This window comes from Nocardioides sp. Z22_16 (assembly GCF_058134365.1).
Genome location: NZ_JBYTTI010000004.1, coordinates 544,083 through 565,293, shown reverse-complemented (window position 1 = coordinate 565,293; position 21,211 = coordinate 544,083). Strand labels below are relative to the sequence as shown.

Genomic DNA, 21,211 nt, shown 5'->3' with positions numbered 1-21,211 from the left:
ACTCGGCAGAACCCGCGCCAAAGGACGCACGTGGTGGCTGCCGCAGGATTGCCCGGGCCGGTGACGTGGGGTACGAGACGAGGAACGCGCGCCCACCGCCTCCGCTCGGTACGTCAGCAGGACCGGGCTTGACGGGCAGGGGGAGGGGCGGTGTCCTCGGGGTGATCCGCCGCGGCTGGGCCCGCCGCAGGCGGCCAGGTCGCGTCGTGGACCAGGCGGCCGAGGACGGGGATCCGCACGGCGAGGGCGAACAGGCCGTACCCGAGCGGTGCGCCGAGGGTGTTGGCGATCAGGTCGTTGACATCGGCGACGTGGCCGCCCTGGAGCGCGACGCAGTTCACGAACTGCGCCGTCTCCATCAGGAGGCTCAGGGCGAATCCGCCCAGGAGGACACGGAGGACCGACCGGGTGCGCGTGACCAGCGGGAGGAGGACGCCCAGCGGGAGGAACACCAGGACGTTCTGGACGTAGTCCGAAACCTCAGTGCCCCTGAAGGGCGTCAGGTGCAGGTACGCGTCCCACGGCACGCCGTAGTCCGGCTTGTCGAGGTAGATCGGCAGGACGGTGTTGGCGACGACGCCGCCGGCGTAGCCACACACAACGACGGCCACCAGCACCCGCAGGGACGTCAGGCCCTGCCGCCGGTACAACTGACCCAGCAGGAGCGAGAGGAGCACGAGGGCCAGTGGACCGACGACGAACATCGTGGGGACCTGTCGGTACAGATCGGACAATGCGGCTCCAGACAGGCGGGGCAGGGACATTTTTTCCCAGCGGGCCAGAGACCCTAGCCGTAGCCCGGCCGAACTGACGGAGGAACGCACGTCGCGTCTCAGGACCCCAGTGAGCGTCGGAACGGCTGTTGCCGCCGACCTGCTCGCTGCTGCAGCCCTGTCGAGAAGGGGATGGGGTGAGAGGCGGGTAGTTGCGCACCCGGGGAAGGAAGCCGGCCAAGGAGCCGGGTGACGGGATCGCGTCACACGGATTGACGCGTAGCCGCAGGGGGGTGTCTATTGGTGGGGTCGGCTCGGCGACCGATGCTAGGGAGCAGACGATGACTGCAGCGACGTACCTCGACGGCCACTTCGCGCCGGTGGCCACTGAGCTGACCGCCACGGAGCTCGAGGTCACGGGCGCGGTGCCGCCGGGCCTGGCGGGCAGGTACATCCGCACCGGGCCCAACCCGTTCGCAGCGCAGGCCGACACGTACCACTGGTTCGCGGGCGACGGGATGGTGCACGGCGTCGACCTGCACGGCGGCCGGCCACGCTGGTACCGCAACCGCTGGGTGCGCAGCCCCGAGGCCAGCGCGCACCTCGATGAGCCCCCTGTGCCCCACGAGGACGGCGGTTGGTACTCCGGCTCGGGCAACACCAACGTGTTCGCCCACGCCGGCCGGATCCTGGCCGTGACCGAGGGCTCGCTGCCTTATGAGCTGACGGGCGACCTGGACACGGTCGCCACGCGCAACTTCGGCGGCCCTCTCCCTGCCGGCATCACCGCTCACCCCAAGTTCGACCCGAACAACGGCGAGATGCACGTGATGAGCTACGGCTTCGACAACCCCGCGTTGCGCTATCACGTGATCGACCCTGCCGGGGAGCTCCTCAGCACTGTCGACATCGACCTTCCGGCCCCGGTCATGCTCCACGACATGGGCCTGACCGGCTCCCGGGTCGTGCTCTTCGACCTGCCTGTGCTCTTCGACCTGGAGCTCGCCCTCCAGAGCGTGGCCCTGCCCTTCCGCTGGCGCCCCGACAACGGGGCCCGGGTCGGGCTCCTGCCCCGGGCGGGCACCGGGTCCGACGTCGTGTGGATCGACGTCGAGCCGTGCTTCGTCTACCACCCCCTCAACGCCTTCGACGACGGTGATCGAGTGATCATCGACCTGGTGGTGCACGACCATGCCTTCGCCGAGGACGGCGAGCCCGTCTCCGATCGCCCCCGGCTGGAGCGCTGGACGATCGACCCGCGGGCACGCAAGGTCCTCACCGAGACGATCGACGATCGCGGCACGGAGTTCCCACGCGGGGACGAACGACTCACTGGCCGCCGCCACCGCTACGGCTACACGATCGGCGCATCCTCGGTGCGCGACCTGGGCGCCCTGGGCGACGACCCTCGGACCGCTGTGCGCAAGCACGACCTTCTCGCCGGCACCACCGTCGAGGTGGACCTGGGCTCCGGCCGCATCGCCAGCGAGATGGCGTTCGTCCCGGCCGACAGCGCGGCTGGCGAGGACGACGGCTGGCTCATGGGCTACGTGTACGACGCCACGCGCGGCGCCAGCGACCTGGTGATCATCGATGCCCACGACTTCGGACATCCCGTGGCCACGGTCCACCTGCCGGCCCGGGTGCCGCAGGGATTCCATGGGAGCTGGATCCCCGACTCCGCCCTCGCCTGAGCAATGAATTTCGGAATCCGCCCCTGACGCGGGGGCACTCCCGCATACCGATGCGTCCCGCGGAGCACCTGTGCCCGGCACCCGCTGCCCGCACTACGCGTCTCGTCCGCGCTGTGCTGCGTCGCTGACGCACGCCAGGGGCGTCCCTGAGCATCACCGTGGGTTTCGGCCTTGCCAAGATTGCTGGGGTGCAAGGCGAGGCCCAGTGCTTCCTACCGGTAAGCAGTCTTGTGCTTGCTCGGCGGTCGCGCACTATTCCCGGTCGCTTGCGCGGAGCTGGGTGAGCGTCCAGCGCAGTGGACCGTCCACGTCAGTACTCGGGTCGAGCATCTGTCGGATCATGAGTCCCTCATGGAGGGTGAGGAAGCCGCGGGCGGCCGCAGCGCAATCGACGTCGGCGGCAATGAGACCGGCGGTCTGCGCCCGGTGGAACACGTCGGTCAGTTCTTGGTCCCAGGCCGCGGCACGCTGTCGGACGAAGACCGCGGCAACGTGGTCGGGTTGCGCTGCGACGTTCAGCTTGAGGCTGATCCACAGCCGGGTCCAGGCAGGGGTGGAGCGACGGCGTTCGGCGACGCGTGCGTAGGCACTGACGAGGTCGTCGACGTCCAGCAGAGCGCCCTCGTCGAAGAACTGGCGATCAGCCTCCTCCTGAGCGACGAGCACGCCCAGCAGAAGCTCGTTCTTGGATGCGAAGTGGTGCTGCAGGCCGCTGTGGGTGATCCCGACTCGGGCGGCGATGGAACGAAGTGAGGCGGCCTCGAAACCCGCTTGCGAGAACTCCTCCAACGCCGCGTCGAGGATCGCGGCCCGTTTCGCCAGTCCGACCTTGTACGGCCCGCGCCCCAACTTCGTCACTCCTCCAGTATCTCCCACCACGGTGCCACTTATGGGACGCGCAGGGAGTTCGGCCAAAACGAAACCCTGCCATGTGGTAAGTATTGCTGGACAAAGGAGTGTGAGATGGTTAACAAGTCATTCGACATGGTGGTCGTGGGGACCGGAACCGGGATGCTGGCCGCGTTGGCGGCGGCCGAGGCAGGAATGTCGGTTCTGCTCGTGGAGAAGTCGGAGTACGTGGGCGGCTCGACTGCCCTGTCGGGCGGTGGCTTCTGGGTGCCGTGCAACCCCATGCTGGCCGAGGCTGGAGCGCCGGACTCGATGTCCCAAGCGACCGAGTACCTGGCTGCTGTGACGGGCGGGGAAGCGCCCGAGGCGCGCTGGAAGTCGTTCCTGTCTCATGGCGCCGAGGCAGTCAATGCCCTGCGGCGCCTGACACCGCTGAAGTTCGGTCACATGGCCGACTACGCCGACTACTTCCCGGAGCTCCCCGGAGGGTCGGCGGTCGGGCGGGCCATGGAGCCGAAGCCCTTCAACGCCCGCAAGCTGGGTGCCGACCGTGACAAGTTGCGTCCACCCGCGCTGGAAGCGCCGTTCCCGATGCCGGTGACCGGTAGTAGCTACAAGTGGCTCAACCTGGTCGCCCGGACTCCGCGCGGCATCGTCGTCGCGGCGCGCCTGCTGGGTATGGGCGTGGGCGGTCTGGCGATCGGCCGCGAGTACATCGCCGGTGGTGGCGCGTTGGCCGCTGGGTTGTACGCCGGGGTTCGGGCCCGGAACATCCCGGTGTGGCTCGACTCGCCACTGAAGGAATTGCTCGTCGAGGATGATCGCGTCGTCGGGGTGGTGGTGCACCGTGACGGCAAGGACATCAGCGTCCGGGCGAAGCACGGCGTGGTTCTCGCGGCGGGCGGTTTCGACCGCAATGAGGCGATGCGGCACACCTACCAGTCGGAGAAGCTCGACACCGACTGGGCGTTGGGCAACCCGGCGAACACCGGTGACGCGATCACCATCGCCGCCCAGGCGGTCGGCGCGGACCTGGCCTTCATGGAGGAGTCCTGGTGGTTCCCGGCAGTGCCGATCCCCGGGCCCATGCCCGGCACGCTGCTGGCCGAGCGTTCACTGCCCGGCCAGATCATCGTCAACCAGGCTGGTGAGCGCTTCATGAACGAGGCCGTCAACTACATGTCGGCCGGCAAGGAGATGCTTCGTGAGGACCTGCCGGTGTGGATGGTCTTCGACCAGCGCTACCGCAACCGGTACGTGTTCGGCGGGTCGATCTTCCCGCGCCAGTCCTTCCCGCAAGAGTGGTACGACGCCGGCGTGGTCAAGAAGGCCGACTCGCTGGAGAAGTTGGCCGCAGAGCTGGGCATGGCGGCGCTGCCGCAAAGCGTCCAACGCTTCAACACCTTGTGCGCTTCCGGGCACGATGACGATTTCGGCCGCGGCGACAGCGCCTATGACCGCTACTACGGCGACCCCGCCGTCAAACCGAATCCGTGCCTGGGCCCGATCGACCAAGGCCCGTTCTACGCGGTCAAGGTAGTCCCCGGCGACCTCGGCACCTGCGGCGGCGTGAAGGCCGACGAGTTCGCCCGCGCCCTGCGTGCAGACGGATCGGTCATCGAGGGCCTGTATGCGACAGGCAACGCAGCCGGCAACGCCTTCGGCAGGGTCTACCCCGGACCGGGTGCGACGATCGCCCAAGGTCTGGTGTTCGGCTACATCGCCGCCAACCACGCCGCTGGGCGGCTCTCGGACTGACGTCTACGTCGCCGCCGCTGTTCAGCTCGCGAGCTGAACAGCGGCGGTGAACCGGTGGCGCAGCTCGGAGAGGAGAGGCTGGGATGACGTAGCTCGGTGTGAGTGCACGTCCCCGACGACAGCGAGCACTTCGCAGCCCCGCTGTGCCGACCTGAGATGGTCGATGCCCACCCACCTGCAAGGAGCACGACCTTGAAGTTGTCGATCGTAGACCTCGGGACCGTCGCGCCCGGTACCTCCGAGAGCGACGCCTTGGCTGACTCGCTGGAGGTCACTCGCCATGCGGAGCGGCTCGGCTTCCACCGGGTCTGGTTCGCCGAGCACCACCTGAGTCGCTCCGGCGCCTCGCACCACCCCGAGCTGCTGATTGCCGCAGCGTCCGTGCACACCTCGAGCATCAGGTTGGGCTCCGGGGCGGTGCTGATGAACCACTACAGCCCGTTCAAGGTCGCCGAGCTTTTCCAGCAGCTCGAGGCGATGGCCCCGGGCCGCGTAGACCTGGGGATGGGACGTGCCACGGCCGGCCCGGTGATCGACCTCGCGCTTCAGCAGGACCGCCAGAAACGGCTTCGGGTGGACCACCAGCAGCAGGTCCTGGAGACGCTGTCCTGGCTGTACGGGACGTTCCCCGAGGACCACGCGTTCGCCGGGAACCCCCTCATGCCGACGGTGCCCCATGTCCCGCAGACGTGGTTGCTGGGATCGAGCCCGAACGGTTCCAATCTTGCGGCAGGGCTCGGTATCGGTTACACGTTCGCCGGATTCATCAACCCGCCTGGGGCTGCCCCGGCCCTGCGCCACTACCGCGAGTCGTTCCGTCCTCAGGGCTTCGGCCTCGAGTCGCCGCGTGCGATCCTCGCGGTCAACGTCACCGTCGGCGAGACCGCGGCCGACGGTGAGCGACTGGTGGGCTCGGCCAAGGGCTTCTACGCCCGGTTGGGCCGGATGGGCGGCGGGGCCACGATCCCCTCGGCTGACGAGGCTGCCCGTGAGCTCACCCCGGCCCAGCAGGCGGAGCCGACCAGCATCACCGACGGTCAGTGGCCGCGGTTCGTCGCCGGTGGCCCCGACGACGTCCGCGCGACCCTGGAGCAGATGGTCGAAGAGAGCGGTGCCGACGAGCTGATGATCCAGAACCTCATCGCCGATCCTGCTGACCGCATGCGCTCCCACGAGCTGCTCGCCGAGGTCTTCGCACTCACACCCAGCGACGCTGCCCGCACGGACTCCCGTCGGAGGCACCCGGCCTTGTAGAGGCCGTTGCCGACTCCGTCAGCGCGTTGTCACACGCATCGCCGACCGACCCGATCGGGCCCGGCCACCGCGCGGGCCAGGCGCGCCTGCCCTCAGTGCTGGTGGGTGTGGGCGATGTAGACGTCGCAGGGAGACTTGTGAGCCACGTCCGTCGCGATGCTGCCAAGGATGCGGGCCAGCCCCTGGACCCTCTTGTTTCCGACGACAATCAGGTTCGCGTCGAGCTGCTCCGCCGCGTGGACGAGCGCGTCTGCCGGCTTTCCCTCGGCGGCAGACGCCTCCACGGCCAGACCCGGGAACTCGGCGCGGAGCTGCTCCGCCGCTTGCTCGGCGGCCTGAAGGGCGTCGGCCTTCGGGTTGAGCACGAAGGTCTCCGCCTCGGCCTGGACGCGACGGCTCTCCACGTTGCCGTAGGCGGCCAGCACGTGGAGGTGTGCCTGTAGAGCGGTCGCGAGTCGTGCGGCTTGGCGCGCGGCCTCGAGGGCTGTGTCGCTGCCGTCGACACCGGTGACGATGGTGGTGTTCACATTCTCTCCCTGTGGGTGATGCCCCGGCACTCGGAGCGGCGTCGGGCTGGTGCCCTACGCGAAGGTCGGCTGTGCGTCGGACGCCTCGACGGAGGCTGCAAGGCTCAGCTGCACCACCGTCGCGAGGTGCTCGCTCTCGTCGCCCAGGAGGAGCCGGTCGACCTTGGCGCGCCGCCAGTAGAGGTGAGCGTCGTGCTCCCAGGTGAACCCGATCGCGCCGAGCACGTGGATGAGCGACTCGCAGGCCGTCTCGAGGGTCCTGGCGCAGAACGCCTTCGCCGCCGAGGCCGCCATCGGGAGCTGGTCGGGGGCGTGGTCGGCCGACCACGCGGCCCACCAGACCAGCGAACGAAGCTCGTTCACCGCCACCCAGTCGTCGACCAGCCGGTGCTTGACCGCCTGGTAGGCGCCGATCTGGCGTCCGAAGGTCTCTCGGTTCTTCGCGTGCTCGATGCCGAGCTCGACCACCCGTCCGGCTGCGCCGAGACCCTCGGCGGCCAGCACCACGCACGCGACCTGCCTGGCACGCTCCCACCTCTCGCGGGCGTCGGCCATCAGGACGGTGGACGAGGTCAGCTCGACGTAGCCGAGCCCCCGGGTCGCGTCAATCGGCTCGCAGGGAGTGACCCGACCTTCGCCGAGGACCAGGTCGTCGCCGTCCAGCGCGAGGAAGTGCGTGGCGCTGAGGGCGTCGAGGGACGGGTGGGAGTCTGCGGGGGGTCCGTCGACGACCGACAGCGTCATCGTCCCGTCGCAGACCTCACGCAGCCTGGCGACGTCGTCCTGCAGCAGGACCGCCGCCCGCGCGGCGGTCGCGAGCGAGGGACCCGCCAGATGCCGGCCCGCCTGCTCGGCCACGAGGGCCATGTTGAGCAGCTCGGCGCCGACGCCGCCTGCCTCTTCGGGGATGGTGAGCGAGGAGAATCCGAGCTCGGCGAGCATCTTCCGACCGGGCGTCGGCTCACCGGGCTCGTCGAGCAGTGTCCGGGCGTGCTCGGGGCCCGCCTGCTCCGAGAAGAAGGTGCCCGCGTGCTCGGCGAAGTACCGCTGCTCCTCATCGATGTCGAAGTTCACGGTCTACCTGCTTTCGGGGTTGGCGCTCGTGGGGGCGGGCAGGCGATCAGAGGGGAGTCCCAGCACGCGCTCGCCGATGATGTTGCGCAGGATCTCGTCGGTCCCGCCGGCCAGGGCGATGCCCGGCGTGGATGCCTGTGACGTGGCCCAGCGCCAGTCCCCCTCCCGGGAGCGGGCGGTGACGGCGTCCTCGCCGAGCAGCCGCTGGCCGAGATCCGCGGTGGCGTGTGCGACCCGCACCGCCGTCAGCTTGCCGGCGCTCGCCTCGGGGCCCGGCTGACCGCCCTTCTCCAGCGTCGTCTGGAGGCGGTAGCCGGAGTACCGCGCCGCCAGGGACTCGACGAGCACCCGGCCCAGGGCCTGCGTGGCCACGGCACGGCGGTCCGCGTCCAGCTCGGGCAGCCGACGGGCGGCGTGCGCGACCAGTGCGTCACTGCGGATGCCGATCTCGCCGCCGCCACCTCCCACGGCCATCCGTTCGTTCATCAGGGTCGTGAGGGCGACGCGCCACCCGTCGTCGACGGCGCCCAGGCGCTCCGAGTCGTCGATCACCACGTCGTCGAGGAAGACCTCGTTGAAGCTCGCGTGACCGTTCATCTGTCGCAGCGGGCGGACCGTCACGCCGGGGGAGTGCATGTCGAGGACGAACATCGTCAGTCCACGGTGCTTCGCGGCGGAGGGGTCGGTGCGTGCCAGCAGGATGCCGTACCTGCTGTGCTGGGCCAGGGTGGTCCAGACCTTCTGCCCCGTCACGTGCCAGCCGTCGTCCTGGCGCACTGCCTTGGTACGCAGGGCCGCCAGGTCGCTGCCGCCACCGGGCTCGCTGAACAGCTGGCACCAGATGTCGTCGGCGCGCAGCAACCGGCGGATGTAGCGCTGCTTCTGGTCCTCGCTGCCGTGGCGCAGGACGGTGGGCCCGCACATGCCGAGCCCGACGTGCCCGATCGGTCCGGCGACCCGCGCCCGGTGCAGCTCCTCGTTCACCACGGCCTGCTGGGCGTTGGTCCCGCCCCGACCGCCGTAGGCCTGCGGCCACGTGAGTCCGATCAGACCCGCGTCGAAGAGGATCGCCTGGGTGCGTCGCAGCTCCTCGACGCGGTCGGTCCCGGGCTCCTCGAGGTAGGCGCCGTCGCCGTGCGCGATCTCGTCCGCGTGCCGGCGCAGGAACTCCCGCACCTCGGCACGCAGCGCTGCCTGGTCGGGTGTGTCGTCAAAGTCCATGAGTCGCCTCTCTCGTGTGCGGGCAGGGGACAGGTCGCGCTTCTCCGACTCGCTCCGGGCCGCAGCACCACTACGGCCGGTCCGAGGATCAAGCACCCATCGAGCCCCGCTGCGATAGTCCTACCTGATCTCGCGGGCGATGGGAAGAGGATCTTTGTTGGTTGACAAAAAAAGATTATTCCGCATGCTTGAGTCATGCACCCAGAAGTGTCCGCCGCGTGAGAGGTAGCTCCATGAAGACATACGGCCACTGGATCGGCGGCGAGGAGGTCGCGCCGGTCGACGGCCGCCATCTCGTCTCCACGTCACCCGGGAGCGGTGAGCTGATCGCGGAGGTGGCGGACGGGACGCCGGACGACGTCAGCAGGGCCGTGGCTTCTGCCGCGTCGGCGTTCCAGGCCTGGCGCGCCGTCAAGCCCGGTGCCCGCGGGCGCCTCCTCACGGCCATCGCGGACGGCATGCGCGCTGAGGCCCAGCTACTGGGAGAGCTGGAGGCGGCGGAGGCCGGGAAGCCCCTGGCCCAGGCTCTGCGCGAGGTCGAGGGCTCCGCGGCCTACTTCGACTTCTACGCCGGACTGTCGAACCTCCCCTCCGGTGACGTCATCGACCTGGGACCAGGCATGCACGGCTACGCGACCCGCGAGCCGTACGGGGTCATCGGCATCATCACGCCTTGGAACGCGCCGCTCGCGCAGGCCGCACGGGCTGTCGCGCCCGCCCTGCTGACGGGCAACGTGGCGGTGGTCAAGCCGTCCGAGTTCACCTCGACCACGACGCTCGAGCTCGCCCGCATCGCCTCCCAGGCCGGACTCCCCGCAGGTGTGTTCAACGTCGTGACCGGTACCGGGCTGGCCGTCGGCCAGCCCCTGGTGGAGCACGAGGAGATCCGCAAGGTCGCCTTCACCGGGTCCGTGCGAGCAGGTCGTGAGATCGGCCGGGTGGCTGCGGACCGCATCCTTCCGCTGACCCTCGAGCTGGGCGGCAAGTCGGCCAACATCGTCTTCGCGGACGCCGACCTCCCGGCCGCCGCCGCGGGCGCGGTGCGTGCCTTCACCGCCAACGCCGGCCAGGTGTGCAGCGCCGGGACCAGGCTGCTCGTGGCCGAGGAGATCCACGACGAGTTCGTCGGTCTGCTCCTCGAGGAGGTGGCCAAGATCCGCCCCGGCGAGTCGTACGGCCAGATGACCACGGAGGACCAGTTCAACAAGGTCTGCTCCTACTTCGACGTCGCGCGCGCCGACGGGGCCACCCTGGCGGCCGGTGGCGCCGCGGCCGGGGACGGCTGGCTCGTCGAGCCGACCGTCTACACCGATGTCGACAACACGATGACGATCGCGCGGGAGGAGATCTTCGGTCCGGTCCTCGCCGTGCTGAGGTTTGAGACCGAGGACGACGCCGTCGCTATCGCGAACGACTCGGACTTCGGCTTGGCCGCCGGGGTGTGGACGCGCGACGTGGCGCGTGCGCACCGGGTGGCGTCGCGGCTCGAGGCGGGCCAGGTGTTTGTCAACGACTGGCTCACCGGGCTCGTGGAAGGCCCCTTCGGGGGTATCAAGAACAGCGGATACGGCAGGGAGAAGGGCGTGGAGGCTCTGCAGCACTACACACAGACCAAGTTCGTGGCGGTGAGGCTCTGATGGCCGCGTTCCCCGCCCTGGGCGCACAGCACCAGGAGCTGCGAGACAGGGCCCGTGCGCTGGCCGACGAGTGTCTCGCGCACGCGGAGCGCGCCGACGAGTCCGACTCGGTCGACGCGGAGGTGCTGGAGCTCCTCAAGGCCAGCGGCCTGGCGGCCGTCCAGGTGCCGGCTGCCTATGGTGGCCAGTTCCCCGCCCCCGACTCGCTGGCGGTCACAGTCGTGCGCGAGCAGCTGGCTGCCTCGTCCAGCCACCTCGACTCGCTCTTCGCCATGCAGGGGATCGGCAGCTACGCGATCTCCGTCGGAGGTTCGGAGGAGCTGAAGGAGCGTTGGCTGCCGAGGGTGGCGGCCATGGAGGCGATCGCCGCGCTCGCGCTGACCGAGCCGGACGTGGGCTCGGACCTCAAGGCGCTCAGCACCACGATCCGTGCCGAGGGCGACGAGCTCGTCGTGAACGGCACGAAGAGCTTCATCACCAACGGGGGCGACGCCAGCTTCTACTGCGTGCTCGGCAAGGAGAGGACCGGCGACGACGAGGGCTACTCGCTCGTCCTCGTGCCCGCCGACACGCCGGGAGTCACGACCAGTCGTCCGTACCAGATCATGGCACCCCACGTGCTGGGCGACATCCGGTTCGACGAGGTCCGGGTCCCGGCCTCGCACCGGATCGGCCAGGCCGGGAAGGGCTTCCGGCTCGTGCTGGCCACCCTCGCGACGTTCCGCGTCTCGGTCGCCGGCGCCGCGGTGGGAACTGCGCAGGCCGCCCTGGACGACGCGCTGACGCACACCACGGGGCGGGAGCAGTTCGGCACTCCGCTGGCGCGACTGGGGCCCGTGCCCCAGATGCTGGCGATGTCGTGGACCGAGATCGAGATGGCGCGGAGCTTCACCTACCAGGTGGCTCAGGCGGCCGCCGCGGACCCGATGGGGAGTCTGCACCTGTCCTCGATGGCGAAGATCGGGGCGACGGAGGTCGCCGGACGAGTGGTCGACCGCAGCGTCCAGGTGATGGGTCGTTTCGGCCTGGTGCGCGGGTCGCGCATCGAGCGCCTCTACCGGGCGGCCCGGCCCATGCGCGTCTACGAGGGGGCGACCGAGGTCCTGCTCGACGCACTCTCCAAGCAGCTGGTGAGGGGGCACCGCGGATGATCATCGACGCGCACTGCCACGTCTGGCCCGACGAGATCGCACGCAAGGTCCTGGCCGACCGCCCGGTCGGGCTCGACCCGGTCCACGACGGGACGCTGGACGGGCTGCGACGCACCCTCGACAACGCGGGCATCGACATGGCGCTGACCCTGGCCGTGGCCAACGTGGGACGCACCGTGGGGCGCACGAACGAGTTCATCGGGAAGGTCGACCGCTCGAGGTTCATCCCCTTCGGCACCGTCCACCCGGACCTCTCGGTGGAGGAGAACCTCTCGGCGCTCCTGGACAACGGTGTCGTCGGGGTCAAGCTGCACCCCCTCTTCCAGGCCGTCGCCTTTGCCGACGAGCGCACGCGGGAGATCCTCGGAGCCCTGGCTGAGAACGACATCCCCGTCCTGGCCCACGTCGGCTCGGGCGGCGACGCGGAGCAGAACGAGCGGGGTGCGCCCAAGCACCTCCACGCGATGATGGCCGCGATCCCGGGCCTGCGGCTGATCGCGGCGCACTACGGCGGCTACCAGGTGCTGGACGAGGCCGAGCAGTGGTCCGTCGGGGCCGACGTGCACCTGGAGACGTCGTGGCCGCCGAGCATGGGCACCCTGGCGCCCGACCGGGTCGTCGACATCATCCGCCGCCATGGTGCTGATCGCGTCGTGTTCGGCTCCGACTGGCCGATGACCGACCCGGCGACCGAGATCGCCGCGATCCGGGCCCTCGGGCTGAGCGCCGAGGAGGAGAGCGCGATCCTCGGCGGGAACCTCGCCCGGCTCCTCGGGATCGACGCCGCCGCGACCGCCTGAGCCGCGACCGCACCCTTGACCACCACCGTACGGAGCACATCGATGACAACCTCTGAAGCCCTGCCCCAGACCGACGAGCAGCCGGTGCTCGTCACGGACGAGAACGGTGTCCGCACGATCACCCTCAACCGGCCCGGCGCGCGCAACGCCGTCAACCTCGAGATGGCCACGGCGGTGGACCAGGCGGTCACCGAGCTGGACGAGCGTCGGGACCTGATGGTCGGGGTGCTTGCTGCGAACGGACCGACGTTCTGCGCGGGCATGGACCTCAAGGCGTTCCTGCGCGGCGAGCGTCCGATCACACCCGGGCGTGGCTTCGCCGGCTTGGTGCAGGGTCCGCCGCGCAAGCCGATCATCGCCGCCGTGGACGGTCCGGCCGTGGCGGGCGGCTTCGAGATCGTGCTCGCCTGCGACATGATCGTCGCCTCCGAGAACACCTTCTTCGCTCTCCCCGAGGTCAAGCGTGGCCTCGTCGCCAACGGCGGCGGGCTGCTGCGGCTGCCCGGGCGACTGCCCTACCACCTGGCCATGGAGCTGGCGCTGACCGGCAAGCAGATCTCCGCGTCGGAGGCGCACCGGTTGGGCCTCATCAACAAGGTGGTCGAGCCGGGTGGCGCGATCCCGGCCGCCCTGGAGCTCGCGGCGGAGGTGGCCGCATGTGGCCCCCTGGCCGTCGCGGCCACCAAGCAGATCCTCCAGGACAGCCCCTCGTGGCCGGCCCAGGAGGCGTTCGAGCGCCAGAACGAGCTGACCACTCCCGTGCGGGAGTCCTCGGACGCCAAGGAAGGGGCGCTGGCCTTCACCGAGAAGCGCGCCCCCGTCTGGACCGGCGCCTGAACGGCCCTGGCACTTTCCGGGCGGCAGCCCACCCCCGTCCGGTCGACCGACCGGACGCACATCCGGCGTCGTTCGGCGCCGCTGATCTTGGCGAGGTAGACAGCATGGACATGCAGCTGAACGGGCGCGGAGTCATCGTGACCGGCGCGAGCAAGGGACTGGGACGGGCCGCCGCACGGGCCCTGGCCGCGGAAGGCGCGAACGTCCTGGCGGTCGCCCGGACGGAGGCCAGCCTCGAGGAGCTCGCCACGGAGGAGTTCCCCGGGACCATCCATCCCCACGTGTGCGACATGCGCGACCGTGCGCAGGTCGCGGCCCTGGCCGACGTCGCGGTCGAGCGACTCGGACGTCTGGACGTCGTGGTGAACAACGCGGGCATCGCACCCGCCGCGGACTTCCTCGAGATGGACATGGCCCTCTTCGACGAGGTCATGGAGGTCAACGTGGCCTCGATCGCCGTGCTCTCCCAGGCGGCGGGCCGGCACTTCGTCAAGGCGGGGGAGGGGGGTCGGATCATCAACGTCGTCTCGACCTCGGGCATCCTCGGCAAGGCGACCCTCGCGGCCTACTCGGCCTCCAAGGGTGCCGCGATCCAGATGACGAAGGCTCTGGCGGCCGAGTGGGCCCGCCACGACATCCAGGTGAATGCCATCGCGCCGGGTGCCTTCGCCACCGAGGCGCAGGCCTACGTGACCGGCAACCCCGACGTCCTCGCCAAGCGGGTCCGCAAGATCCCCGCCAGGCGCATGGCCGAGCCCGACGAGATCGGTGGGCTGGTCTGCTACCTGTCCTCGCCGGTCTCGAAGTTCGTCTCCGGAGCCGTCTACGTGATCGACGGGGGCGAGACCGCCAAGCAGTGACCCTTGCGCACCATGCAGAAGTGTGGTTGCATGACTAGTAATTAGTAGTTGGTCAACAACCATCGATTTTTGCGGGAGTTGCACATGAGGGACGCGGTCATCGTCGATGCTGTTCGGACACCGATCGGCAAGCGCAACGGGGCGTTGGCGGGGTTTCATCCTGCTGATCTGTCGGCGGTGGTGCTGAAGGCTTTGGTGGAGCGCACCGGGCTGGATGCGGGGATGGTCGATGACGTGGTCTGGGGGTGTGTCTCCCAGGTCTCGGAGCAGGCGAGCAACATCGGGCGGAACGCGGTGATGGCGGCGGGGTGGCCTGAGAGTGTGCCGGGGACGTCGGTGAACCGGGCGTGCGGGTCGAGCCAGCAGGCGGTGAGCTTCGCTGCGGCGGGGGTGATCGCTGGGCATTACGACTTCGCGGTCGCCGGTGGTGTGGAGTCGATGAGCCGGGTGCCCATGGGCAGCGCCGCTCAGGGCGGCCAGCCCGTCCCTGACCACGTGCTGGAGGCCTACGGCGTCCAGGGTTTCAACCAGGGTGTGGGGGCGGAGATGATCGCGGAGCGGTGGGGTTTCTCGCGCACGTTCCTCGATGAGTACTCGCTGCGTTCGCACGAGCTGGCGGCGGCGGCCACGGATGCGGGGGCGTTCGCCTCGCAGCTGGTGCCGACCGGTGGGCTGGTGGCCGATGAGGGGATCCGTCGTGGTGGCACGGTGGAGAAGCTGGCGTCGTTGGCGACGCCGTTCAAGGCCGATGGGGTGATCTCGGCGGGCAATGCCTCGCAGATCTCCGATGGTGCCGGGGCGGTGCTGGTGACGTCCTCGGAGGTCGCGCGGGCCCACGGGTTGACGCCGATCGCGCGGATCCACACCTCGGTGGTGGCCGGTGATGACCCGGTGATCATGTTGACCGGTCCGATCCGGGCCACGGAGCTGGCGTTGAAGAGGTCGGGGCTCTCGATCGAGGAGATCGGGGCGTTCGAGGTCAACGAGGCGTTCGCGCCGGTGCCGTTGTCGTGGTTGGTGGAGACCGGGGCCGAGCAGGAGCGGCTCAACCCGCTGGGTGGGGCGATCGCGGTGGGTCACCCGCTGGGTGGGTCCGGGGCGATCTTGATGACGCGGTTGGTCCACCACATGCGTGACAACGGGATCCGCTACGGCCTCCAGACCATGTGCGAGGCCGGGGGACTGGCGAACGCCACCATCCTCGAGCTCCTCTGACCATCCCCGCGCGACTCGTCCGCACTCCGACCCTCGCGGGAGGGTCGGTCTCCCGGCCCTCGGCGCCGGGCTCACAGATCAGGAGAAACAGCAATGCAGGTGAACGGATCAGTCATCGCGGTGACCGGCGGTGCGTCAGGCCTCGGACTGGCCACGGCTCGGCGTCTGGTCGAGGCCGGTGCGCAGGTCGCACTGATCGACCTCCCCGGCTCCGACGGCGAGGTCGCGGCGAAGGAGCTCGGTGACAACGCCGTCTTCACGCCCGGAGACGTCGTCGACGAGACGGCCTTCGCCGCTGCCCTCGACGCCGCGGAGGCCAGGGGCCCGCTGCGCGGCCTGGTCCACTGTGCCGGCGCCGGACGCCGGTTGCGGCTGCTCGACAAGGAGGGCAGTCCCGGGTCCCTGGAGGACTTCGAGTTCGTGATCCGGCTCAACCTCGTCGGCAGCTTCAACGCGCTGCGGCTCGGCGCGGCGCGGATGGCCAGGCACGAGGCGGTCGACGGCGAGCGAGGTGCCGTGGTGATGACGGCCTCCGTGGCGGCCTACGAAGGACAGATCGGTCAGATCCCCTACACCGCCTCCAAGGCCGGCATCGTGGGCATGACGCTGACCGCGGCGCGGGACCTGGCGAGCAAGGGCATCCGGGTGTGCACGATCGCGCCGGGCATCATGGACACGCCGCTCCTCGGCCGTCTCCGTGAGGACGTCCGCGAGGGCCTGGCCGCCAGCGTGCCGAACCCGCAGCGGCTGGGGACTCCCGACGAGTTCGGACACCTCGCGCTCCACATCCTCGAGAACGCCTACCTCAACGGCGAGACCATCCGCCTCGACGGCGCCCTCCGCATGGCCCCCCGCTGAGGCCGGCAGATGCCTGATCTCGAGTACAACGTCAAGGGCGGCGTCGGCACCATCCTGCTGAACCGTCCCCACGCCAAGAACGCCTTCACCCTGGAGATGGTCCAGGACTGGGCCGCCGCACTGCGCGCCGCGCGGACCGATCCCGCGGTGCGGGTCGTGGTGGTCACCGGGGCCGGAGACGCATTCTGCTCGGGCATCGACCTGTCCGTCCTCGAGGCCGTCGGGGACGAGCCGCTGGCGCTCAAGTCGATGCTCACCGAGGGGGTGCACGAGGTGGCGCGCGCCGTCGACGAGCTCTCCAAGCCGGTGATCGCGGCGGTGAACGGCGTCGCAGTCGGTGCCGGGATGGACATGGCGCTGATGTGCGACATCCGCGTGCTCGCGAAGTCCGCGCGCATGTCCGAGGGATACATCCGGGTGGGCCTGGTGCCGGGGGACGGCGGGTGCTACTACCTCCCTCGCCTGGTCGGGATGGGCAAGGCCCTGGAGCTCCTCTGGACCGGGGACTTCGTGGACGCGGACGAGGCGCTGCGGATCGGGCTCGCCACCAAGGTGATCCCGGACGCCGAGTTCGCCGAGGCGTACCAGGCGTTCGCGCAGCGACTCGCCCAGCAGCCCCCGGTCAACGTCGCCATGATCAAGCGTGCCGCGCAGCAGTCGGTCCACAACGACCTGCGCACGGCGCTCGACCTCATCTCCTCGCACCTCGCGGTGGTGCACGGAACCCGGGACTCCAGGGAGGCGCGTGCCGCTTTCGCCGAGCGCCGTCTCCCCACCTTCGAAGGACGATAGGAGAACGAGATGGACTCGCAGGCACCCGTGCAGGTCACGTCCGCCGAGGGCGTCACGACGATCACCCTCAACCGGCCGGAGCGCAAGAACGCCGTCGACAGCGCCATGTGGCGGACGCTGGCCACCGTGCTCTCCGAGATCCGGGACGACGCGCAGACCCGTGCCGTCGTGCTCCAGGGTGCGGGCGGCGACTTCTGCGCGGGTGCCGACGTGGCGAAGAGCAAGCACGACGAACACCCGATCCCCCGACTGCGGCGGATCGGTGACGTGGCGCTGGCGCTCTACGAGCTCCCCGTGCCGGTGATCGCCAAGGTGGACGGCGTCGCCGCCGGTGCCGGCTGCAACATGGCCCTGGCCTGCGACCTGGTCGTCGCCTCCGACCGCGCCCGGTTCTCGGAGATCTTCACCAGGCGCGGCCTCTCCATCGACTTCGGCGGTTCGTGGCTGCTGCCGCGCATCGTGGGGCTCCAGCAGGCCAAGCGCCTCGCCCTGCTCGCCGAGGTCGTCGGCGCCGAAGAGGCGCTCCGGCTGGGGATGGTGACGTGGGTCAAGCCCGCGGACGAGCTCGACGCCTTCGTCGCGGAGCTCGCCGGACGGCTGGCGGCGATGCCTCCCATCGCCCTGGAGCAGACCAAGGGGCTGCTCAACGCCGGCGTCGGCTCCGACCTTCCGGCCGCTATCCGCAACGAAGCCGCTGCGCAGGCGGTGAACTTCGCGACGGAGGACGCCCCGGCGGCGTTCCGTGCCTTCCTCGAGAAGACGGACGCCCCGCAGTACAGCGGCCGCTGGGCCGTGCGATGACCCCCATGCCGAGAGAGGCGAGACGATGGACTTCCTGAACCTGGCGCCGGTGTCCTTGCCGGAGCGCCTGGTCGACCTGCGCCACCGGGTGCGGGCCTTCCTCACCGAGGAGATCGAGCAGGGCCTGATCACGCCGAGCGCGGACCAGTGGCTCACCGGGTGGGACCCGGCGTTCAGCCGGCGTCTCGCGCGGCAGGGCTGGATCGGCATGGCGTTCCCCCACGAGTACGGCGGCTCGGCGGAGGGTGCGCTGGCGCGTTTCGTCGTCACGGAGGAGCTGCTGGTCGCAGGAGCGCCGGTCGCGGCGCACTGGATCGCCGACCGGCAGTCCGGACAGGCGCTGATGCGTTTCGGCACCGAGGAGCAGCGCAAGACGTTCCTCCCGGCCATCGCTCGCGGGGAGTGCTACTTCGCCATCGGGATGAGCGAGCCGGACACGGGTTCCGACCTCGCGTCCGTGCGCACCCGAGCCACGCGTGTGGAGGGCGGCTGGCGCCTCAACGGCACGAAGATCTGGACGAGCGGAGCCCACCACGCCCACGCCATGATCGCCCTGGTCCGAACGGAGCCGCTCGGGGAGAAGAAGCACGTCGGCCTGTCGCAGGTGATCGTGGAGCTGCCCGACGAGAGCATCCAGATCCGGCCGATCAGGCTGCTCACCGGTGAGCACCACTTCAACGAGGTCGTGTTCCAGGACACCTTCGTCCCCGACCACCGGGTCCTCGGCGAGGTCGGTGCGGGGTGGAAGCAGGTCACCAGCGAGCTGGGCCTCGAGCGCAGCGGCCCGGAACGGATCCTCTCCACGTTCCCGTTGCTCCTCGAGGCACTGCGAACGCTCGCCGAGGACGGCCGGCAACCGGAGAGCGGTCGGCTGGGTGAGCTGGTCTCGCGGGTGTGGACGCTGCGACAGATGTCGCTCTCGGTCGCGGGACGGCTCGAGCAGGGCGAGGACCCCGCCACGGCGGCCGCGATCGTGAAGGAGCTCGGCACGCGGCTCGAGGGCTCCCTGGTCGACGTCGTGAGGGCCTTGACCGATCTCGAGCCCGACTTGGATTCGCCCCGACGGCTGCCCAGGATGCTGGCCGAGGCTGTGCTCCACAGCCCGGGCCTCACCCTGCGTGGCGGCACCAACGAGATCCTTCGCGGGATCGTGGCCAAGGCGGTAGGAGCAGCATGAGCGACATCACCGAGGCGCTGGTCGAAGCGGTCGAAGAGGCCTGTCGCCGGCATCCCTCCACGCCTCTGCCATCCGAGCCGGTGGCACTCAACACGGACCTCTGGAGGGCGCTCGAGCAGATCGGCATCGTCCTGCTCTCGGTCCCCGAGGAACGCGGTGGATCCGGCGGCGACCTCGGGACCGCCGTCGCGGTGCTGCAGGTGCTCGGCGAGCACGGTGCCACGGTGCCCTTCGCGGAGACCGCCCTCCAGGCCGGCTGGCTGCTGGCCGAGAGCGGCGCGCCGGTCCCGGACGGGCCGCTGGCCGCTGCCGACGGCGGTCATGACGTGACGCTGTCGCAGGTGACGGACGGATGGGTCCTGGACGGCGAGTTCCCTCGCGTCCCCTGGGGTCGCCACGTCGACCACCTGGTCGCCCTGGTCGGCGACAAGGTCGTGACGGTGCGCCGCGAACAGCTCGAGGTCCGCCACGGCGAGAACCTGGCCGGCGAGCCGCGGGACACCCTGACCGGCCGGGACGTGGCCTTGTCCCCGGAGCAGGTCCACGCGCTGGAACCAGGATCCGTCGTCACGCCGCGCTCCCTCACCCAGCGCGGGATCCTGGGCCGGCTCGCGCTGATGTCCGGTGCCGCCCGACGGGCGCTGCAGCTGTCCGTCACCTACGCATCCGAGCGCCAGCAGTTCGGCCGTCCGCTGAGCAAGTTCCAGGCCGTCCAGCAGCACATCGCGGCGATGGCGGGGGAGGTGCTCCTGATCAAGGTGGCCGCCGAGGCTGCTGCCCAGGCCCTCGAGGACGAGTCGGCGTCCGCGTTGTGCGTCCCGGCGGCGAAGACCGCGGCCGGTCAGGCCGCCGGGGAGGTGGCCCGTCTCGCCCACCAGGTGCACGGCGCCATCGGGTTCACCGAGGAGCACGACCTGCGCCTGAGCACCACGCGACTGTGGAGCTGGCGCGACGAGTTCGGCAGCACGGGGAGGACGGCTGTCGAGGTGGGGAGCATGGCAGCGGCGGCGGGACCGGACGGTCTCTGGTCGCTGGTGACCGGTGACTGACGCCGTCAACGACGACGACCGGTGAGAACCAACCGAGAAGAGGGAGCGCGATCATGACAGACACAGGCCGTTTCGGTGTGTGGCAGGTGGAATGGAACTGGAGCCCCGAGCTTGCCGGGGAGGCCGAGTCCCTGGGATTCGGCACCTTGTGGATCGGGGGTTCCCGCGACAGCGAGCTGACGGTCGCGGAGTCGCTGCTCGAGGCCACGGAGCAGGTGGTGGTGGCAACCGGCATCGTCAACGTGTGGACGACCGACGCCGACGTCATCGCTCGGGCCTTCCACCGGCTCGACGAGCGGTTCCCGGGGCGGTTCCTCCTCGGAGTGGGCGCCGGGCACCGTGAGTCGCAGGCGGCGTACGCCAAGCCCTACACCGCGGTGAGCGAGTACCTCGACCGCCTGGACGAGCACGACGTCCCCTCCGATCGCCGGGTGCTCGCGGCGTTGGGCCCGCGGATGCTCGAGCTGTCCGCCACACGGGCGCGCGGTGCCCACCCCTACCTGACGACCCCGGCGCACACGGCCACCGCACGCGAGGCCCTGGGGTCGGGGCCGCTGCTCGCACCGGAGCACAAGGTCGTGGTGGACGCCGACTCCGCGGTGGCGCGGGAGATGGGGCGGGCCATCGTCAGGGACCCCTACCTCGAGCGACGCAACTACGTGAAGAACCTGCTCACCCTGGGCTACACGGAGCAGGACGTGTCGGACGGCGGCAGCGACCGGCTCATCGACGACCTCGTGTCGCACGGCGACGACGCCCGGATCGCGGCGGGAGTCCGCGCGCACCACGACGCGGGCGCGGACCACGTGGCCATCCAGCTGGTGACCGAGAAGGCTCCGACCCCCGAGAACCCCTACCAGACGCTGCCTGCCACCGTGGAGCAGTTCCGGTCGCTGGCACGCGCTCTGAAGCTCTAGCAGGCACCTGGCGAACAGGCGCTCCGG

The 21,211-nt window shown here is 70.1% G+C and carries 20 protein-coding genes; 15 read left to right on the top strand and 5 right to left on the bottom strand.

What is annotated here, in order from left to right; genetic code table 11:
• Window positions 1-113: 113 nt before the first annotated feature.
• Window positions 114-764: a VanZ family protein gene (locus AC3X7R_RS14805; RefSeq protein WP_489966429.1), complete on the bottom strand. Its 651-nt coding sequence runs from the start codon at window positions 762-764 to the stop codon at window positions 114-116.
• Between the two features lie 290 nt (window positions 765-1,054).
• Here AC3X7R_RS14805 and AC3X7R_RS14800 point away from each other — a divergent pair, with 290 nt between their 5' ends.
• Window positions 1,055-2,407, top strand: coding sequence for a carotenoid oxygenase family protein (locus AC3X7R_RS14800; protein ID WP_489966428.1), 1,353 nt, complete (start codon window positions 1,055-1,057; stop codon window positions 2,405-2,407).
• 252 nt (window positions 2,408-2,659) lie between these two features.
• On the opposite strand, the gene AC3X7R_RS14795 is transcribed toward AC3X7R_RS14800, so the two are convergent.
• Window positions 2,660-3,265 (bottom strand): TetR/AcrR family transcriptional regulator, encoded by a 606-nt coding sequence (locus AC3X7R_RS14795; RefSeq protein ID WP_489966427.1) that lies wholly within the window; start codon window positions 3,263-3,265, stop codon window positions 2,660-2,662.
• A gap of 105 nt (window positions 3,266-3,370) precedes the next feature.
• On the opposite strand from AC3X7R_RS14795, the gene AC3X7R_RS14790 reads away from it, so the two are divergent.
• Window positions 3,371-5,014: an FAD-binding protein gene (locus AC3X7R_RS14790; RefSeq protein WP_489966426.1), complete on the top strand. Its 1,644-nt coding sequence runs from the start codon at window positions 3,371-3,373 to the stop codon at window positions 5,012-5,014.
• Window positions 5,015-5,116: 102 nt separating this feature from the next.
• Window positions 5,117-6,268 carry an MsnO8 family LLM class oxidoreductase gene (locus AC3X7R_RS14785; RefSeq protein WP_489966425.1) on the top strand — a complete coding sequence of 384 codons (1,152 nt, stop codon included), beginning with the start codon at window positions 5,117-5,119 and terminating at the stop codon, window positions 6,266-6,268.
• A 92-nt stretch (window positions 6,269-6,360) separates the two neighbouring features.
• Here AC3X7R_RS14785 and AC3X7R_RS14780 read toward each other — a convergent pair whose 3' ends face one another.
• From AC3X7R_RS14780 to AC3X7R_RS14770, 3 genes are read right to left on the bottom strand one after another with little or no spacing between them, the layout of a single operon-like run.
• A complete protein-coding gene (locus tag AC3X7R_RS14780) occupies window positions 6,361-6,795 on the bottom strand; it encodes a universal stress protein (protein WP_489966424.1) in 435 nt (144 codons plus the stop codon).
• A 54-nt stretch (window positions 6,796-6,849) separates the two neighbouring features.
• Entirely contained in the window at window positions 6,850-7,869 is a 1,020-nt protein-coding gene (locus AC3X7R_RS14775) for an acyl-CoA dehydrogenase family protein (RefSeq protein ID WP_489966423.1), read from the bottom strand.
• A 3-nt stretch (window positions 7,870-7,872) separates the two neighbouring features.
• Window positions 7,873-9,090: an acyl-CoA dehydrogenase family protein gene (locus AC3X7R_RS14770; protein WP_489966422.1), complete on the bottom strand. Its 1,218-nt coding sequence runs from the start codon at window positions 9,088-9,090 to the stop codon at window positions 7,873-7,875.
• A gap of 233 nt (window positions 9,091-9,323) precedes the next feature.
• On the opposite strand from AC3X7R_RS14770, the gene AC3X7R_RS14765 reads away from it, so the two are divergent.
• The 12 genes from AC3X7R_RS14765 (at window position 9,324) to AC3X7R_RS14710 (ending at window position 21,184) form a co-directional block, all read left to right on the top strand.
• Window positions 9,324-10,727: an aldehyde dehydrogenase family protein gene (locus AC3X7R_RS14765; RefSeq protein WP_489966421.1), complete on the top strand. Its 1,404-nt coding sequence runs from the start codon at window positions 9,324-9,326 to the stop codon at window positions 10,725-10,727.
• Complete coding sequence (locus tag AC3X7R_RS14760; protein WP_489966420.1) at window positions 10,727-11,878, top strand: acyl-CoA dehydrogenase family protein; 1,152 nt, start codon at window positions 10,727-10,729, stop codon at window positions 11,876-11,878. The genes AC3X7R_RS14765 and AC3X7R_RS14760 overlap by 1 nt, the downstream gene beginning before the upstream one ends.
• Complete coding sequence (locus tag AC3X7R_RS14755; protein WP_489966419.1) at window positions 11,875-12,678, top strand: amidohydrolase family protein; 804 nt, start codon at window positions 11,875-11,877, stop codon at window positions 12,676-12,678. Before AC3X7R_RS14760 ends, AC3X7R_RS14755 begins: the two co-directional genes overlap by 4 nt.
• Window positions 12,679-12,720: 42 nt before the next feature.
• Complete coding sequence (locus AC3X7R_RS14750; protein ID WP_489966418.1) at window positions 12,721-13,515, top strand: crotonase/enoyl-CoA hydratase family protein; 795 nt, start codon at window positions 12,721-12,723, stop codon at window positions 13,513-13,515.
• Between the two features lie 104 nt (window positions 13,516-13,619).
• Entirely contained in the window at window positions 13,620-14,375 is a 756-nt protein-coding gene (locus tag AC3X7R_RS14745; protein ID WP_489966417.1) for an SDR family NAD(P)-dependent oxidoreductase, read from the top strand.
• Between the two features lie 84 nt (window positions 14,376-14,459).
• On the top strand, window positions 14,460-15,590 hold the full coding sequence (locus AC3X7R_RS14740; RefSeq protein ID WP_489966416.1) for a thiolase family protein: 1,131 nt from the start codon (window positions 14,460-14,462) through the stop codon (window positions 15,588-15,590).
• A 93-nt stretch (window positions 15,591-15,683) separates the two neighbouring features.
• Window positions 15,684-16,448: an SDR family NAD(P)-dependent oxidoreductase gene (locus tag AC3X7R_RS14735; protein ID WP_489966415.1), complete on the top strand. Its 765-nt coding sequence runs from the start codon at window positions 15,684-15,686 to the stop codon at window positions 16,446-16,448.
• A 9-nt stretch (window positions 16,449-16,457) separates the two neighbouring features.
• Entirely contained in the window at window positions 16,458-17,240 is a 783-nt protein-coding gene (locus tag AC3X7R_RS14730) for an enoyl-CoA hydratase/isomerase family protein (RefSeq protein WP_489966414.1), read from the top strand.
• A 9-nt stretch (window positions 17,241-17,249) separates the two neighbouring features.
• Window positions 17,250-18,041 carry an enoyl-CoA hydratase/isomerase family protein gene (locus tag AC3X7R_RS14725; protein WP_489966413.1) on the top strand — a complete coding sequence of 264 codons (792 nt, stop codon included), beginning with the start codon at window positions 17,250-17,252 and terminating at the stop codon, window positions 18,039-18,041.
• Window positions 18,042-18,066: 25 nt separating this feature from the next.
• Entirely contained in the window at window positions 18,067-19,218 is a 1,152-nt protein-coding gene (locus AC3X7R_RS14720; RefSeq protein WP_489966412.1) for an acyl-CoA dehydrogenase family protein, read from the top strand.
• Complete coding sequence (locus AC3X7R_RS14715) at window positions 19,215-20,267, top strand: acyl-CoA dehydrogenase family protein (protein ID WP_489966411.1); 1,053 nt, start codon at window positions 19,215-19,217, stop codon at window positions 20,265-20,267. Before AC3X7R_RS14720 ends, AC3X7R_RS14715 begins: the two co-directional genes overlap by 4 nt.
• Window positions 20,268-20,320: 53 nt before the next feature.
• Complete coding sequence (locus tag AC3X7R_RS14710) at window positions 20,321-21,184, top strand: LLM class F420-dependent oxidoreductase (RefSeq protein ID WP_489966410.1); 864 nt, start codon at window positions 20,321-20,323, stop codon at window positions 21,182-21,184.
• The last annotated feature ends 27 nt before the right edge of the window (window positions 21,185-21,211 follow it).

Excerpts from the sequence above, each read along its gene's own strand:
- AC3X7R_RS14725 (WP_489966413.1), top strand. The coding sequence starts at position 17,250 with ATGGACTCGCAGGCACCCGTGCAGGTCACGTCCGCCGAGGGCGTCACG.
- AC3X7R_RS14755 (WP_489966419.1), top strand. The coding sequence starts at position 11,875 with ATGATCATCGACGCGCACTGCCACGTCTGGCCCGACGAGATCGCACGC.
- AC3X7R_RS14760 (WP_489966420.1), top strand. The coding sequence starts at position 10,727 with ATGGCCGCGTTCCCCGCCCTGGGCGCACAGCACCAGGAGCTGCGAGAC.
- AC3X7R_RS14740 (WP_489966416.1), top strand. The coding sequence starts at position 14,460 with ATGAGGGACGCGGTCATCGTCGATGCTGTTCGGACACCGATCGGCAAG.
- AC3X7R_RS14745 (WP_489966417.1), top strand. The coding sequence starts at position 13,620 with ATGGACATGCAGCTGAACGGGCGCGGAGTCATCGTGACCGGCGCGAGC.
- AC3X7R_RS14720 (WP_489966412.1), top strand. The coding sequence starts at position 18,067 with ATGGACTTCCTGAACCTGGCGCCGGTGTCCTTGCCGGAGCGCCTGGTC.
- AC3X7R_RS14770 (WP_489966422.1), bottom strand. The coding sequence starts at position 9,090 with ATGGACTTTGACGACACACCCGACCAGGCAGCGCTGCGTGCCGAGGTG.
- AC3X7R_RS14750 (WP_489966418.1), top strand. The coding sequence starts at position 12,721 with ATGACAACCTCTGAAGCCCTGCCCCAGACCGACGAGCAGCCGGTGCTC.
- AC3X7R_RS14735 (WP_489966415.1), top strand. The coding sequence starts at position 15,684 with ATGCAGGTGAACGGATCAGTCATCGCGGTGACCGGCGGTGCGTCAGGC.
- AC3X7R_RS14730 (WP_489966414.1), top strand. The coding sequence starts at position 16,458 with ATGCCTGATCTCGAGTACAACGTCAAGGGCGGCGTCGGCACCATCCTG.
- AC3X7R_RS14805 (WP_489966429.1), bottom strand. The coding sequence starts at position 764 with ATGTCCCTGCCCCGCCTGTCTGGAGCCGCATTGTCCGATCTGTACCGA.
- AC3X7R_RS14790 (WP_489966426.1), top strand. The coding sequence starts at position 3,371 with ATGGTTAACAAGTCATTCGACATGGTGGTCGTGGGGACCGGAACCGGG.
- AC3X7R_RS14710 (WP_489966410.1), top strand. The coding sequence starts at position 20,321 with ATGACAGACACAGGCCGTTTCGGTGTGTGGCAGGTGGAATGGAACTGG.
- AC3X7R_RS14765 (WP_489966421.1), top strand. The coding sequence starts at position 9,324 with ATGAAGACATACGGCCACTGGATCGGCGGCGAGGAGGTCGCGCCGGTC.
- AC3X7R_RS14715 (WP_489966411.1), top strand. The coding sequence starts at position 19,215 with ATGAGCGACATCACCGAGGCGCTGGTCGAAGCGGTCGAAGAGGCCTGT.
- AC3X7R_RS14800 (WP_489966428.1), top strand. The coding sequence starts at position 1,055 with ATGACTGCAGCGACGTACCTCGACGGCCACTTCGCGCCGGTGGCCACT.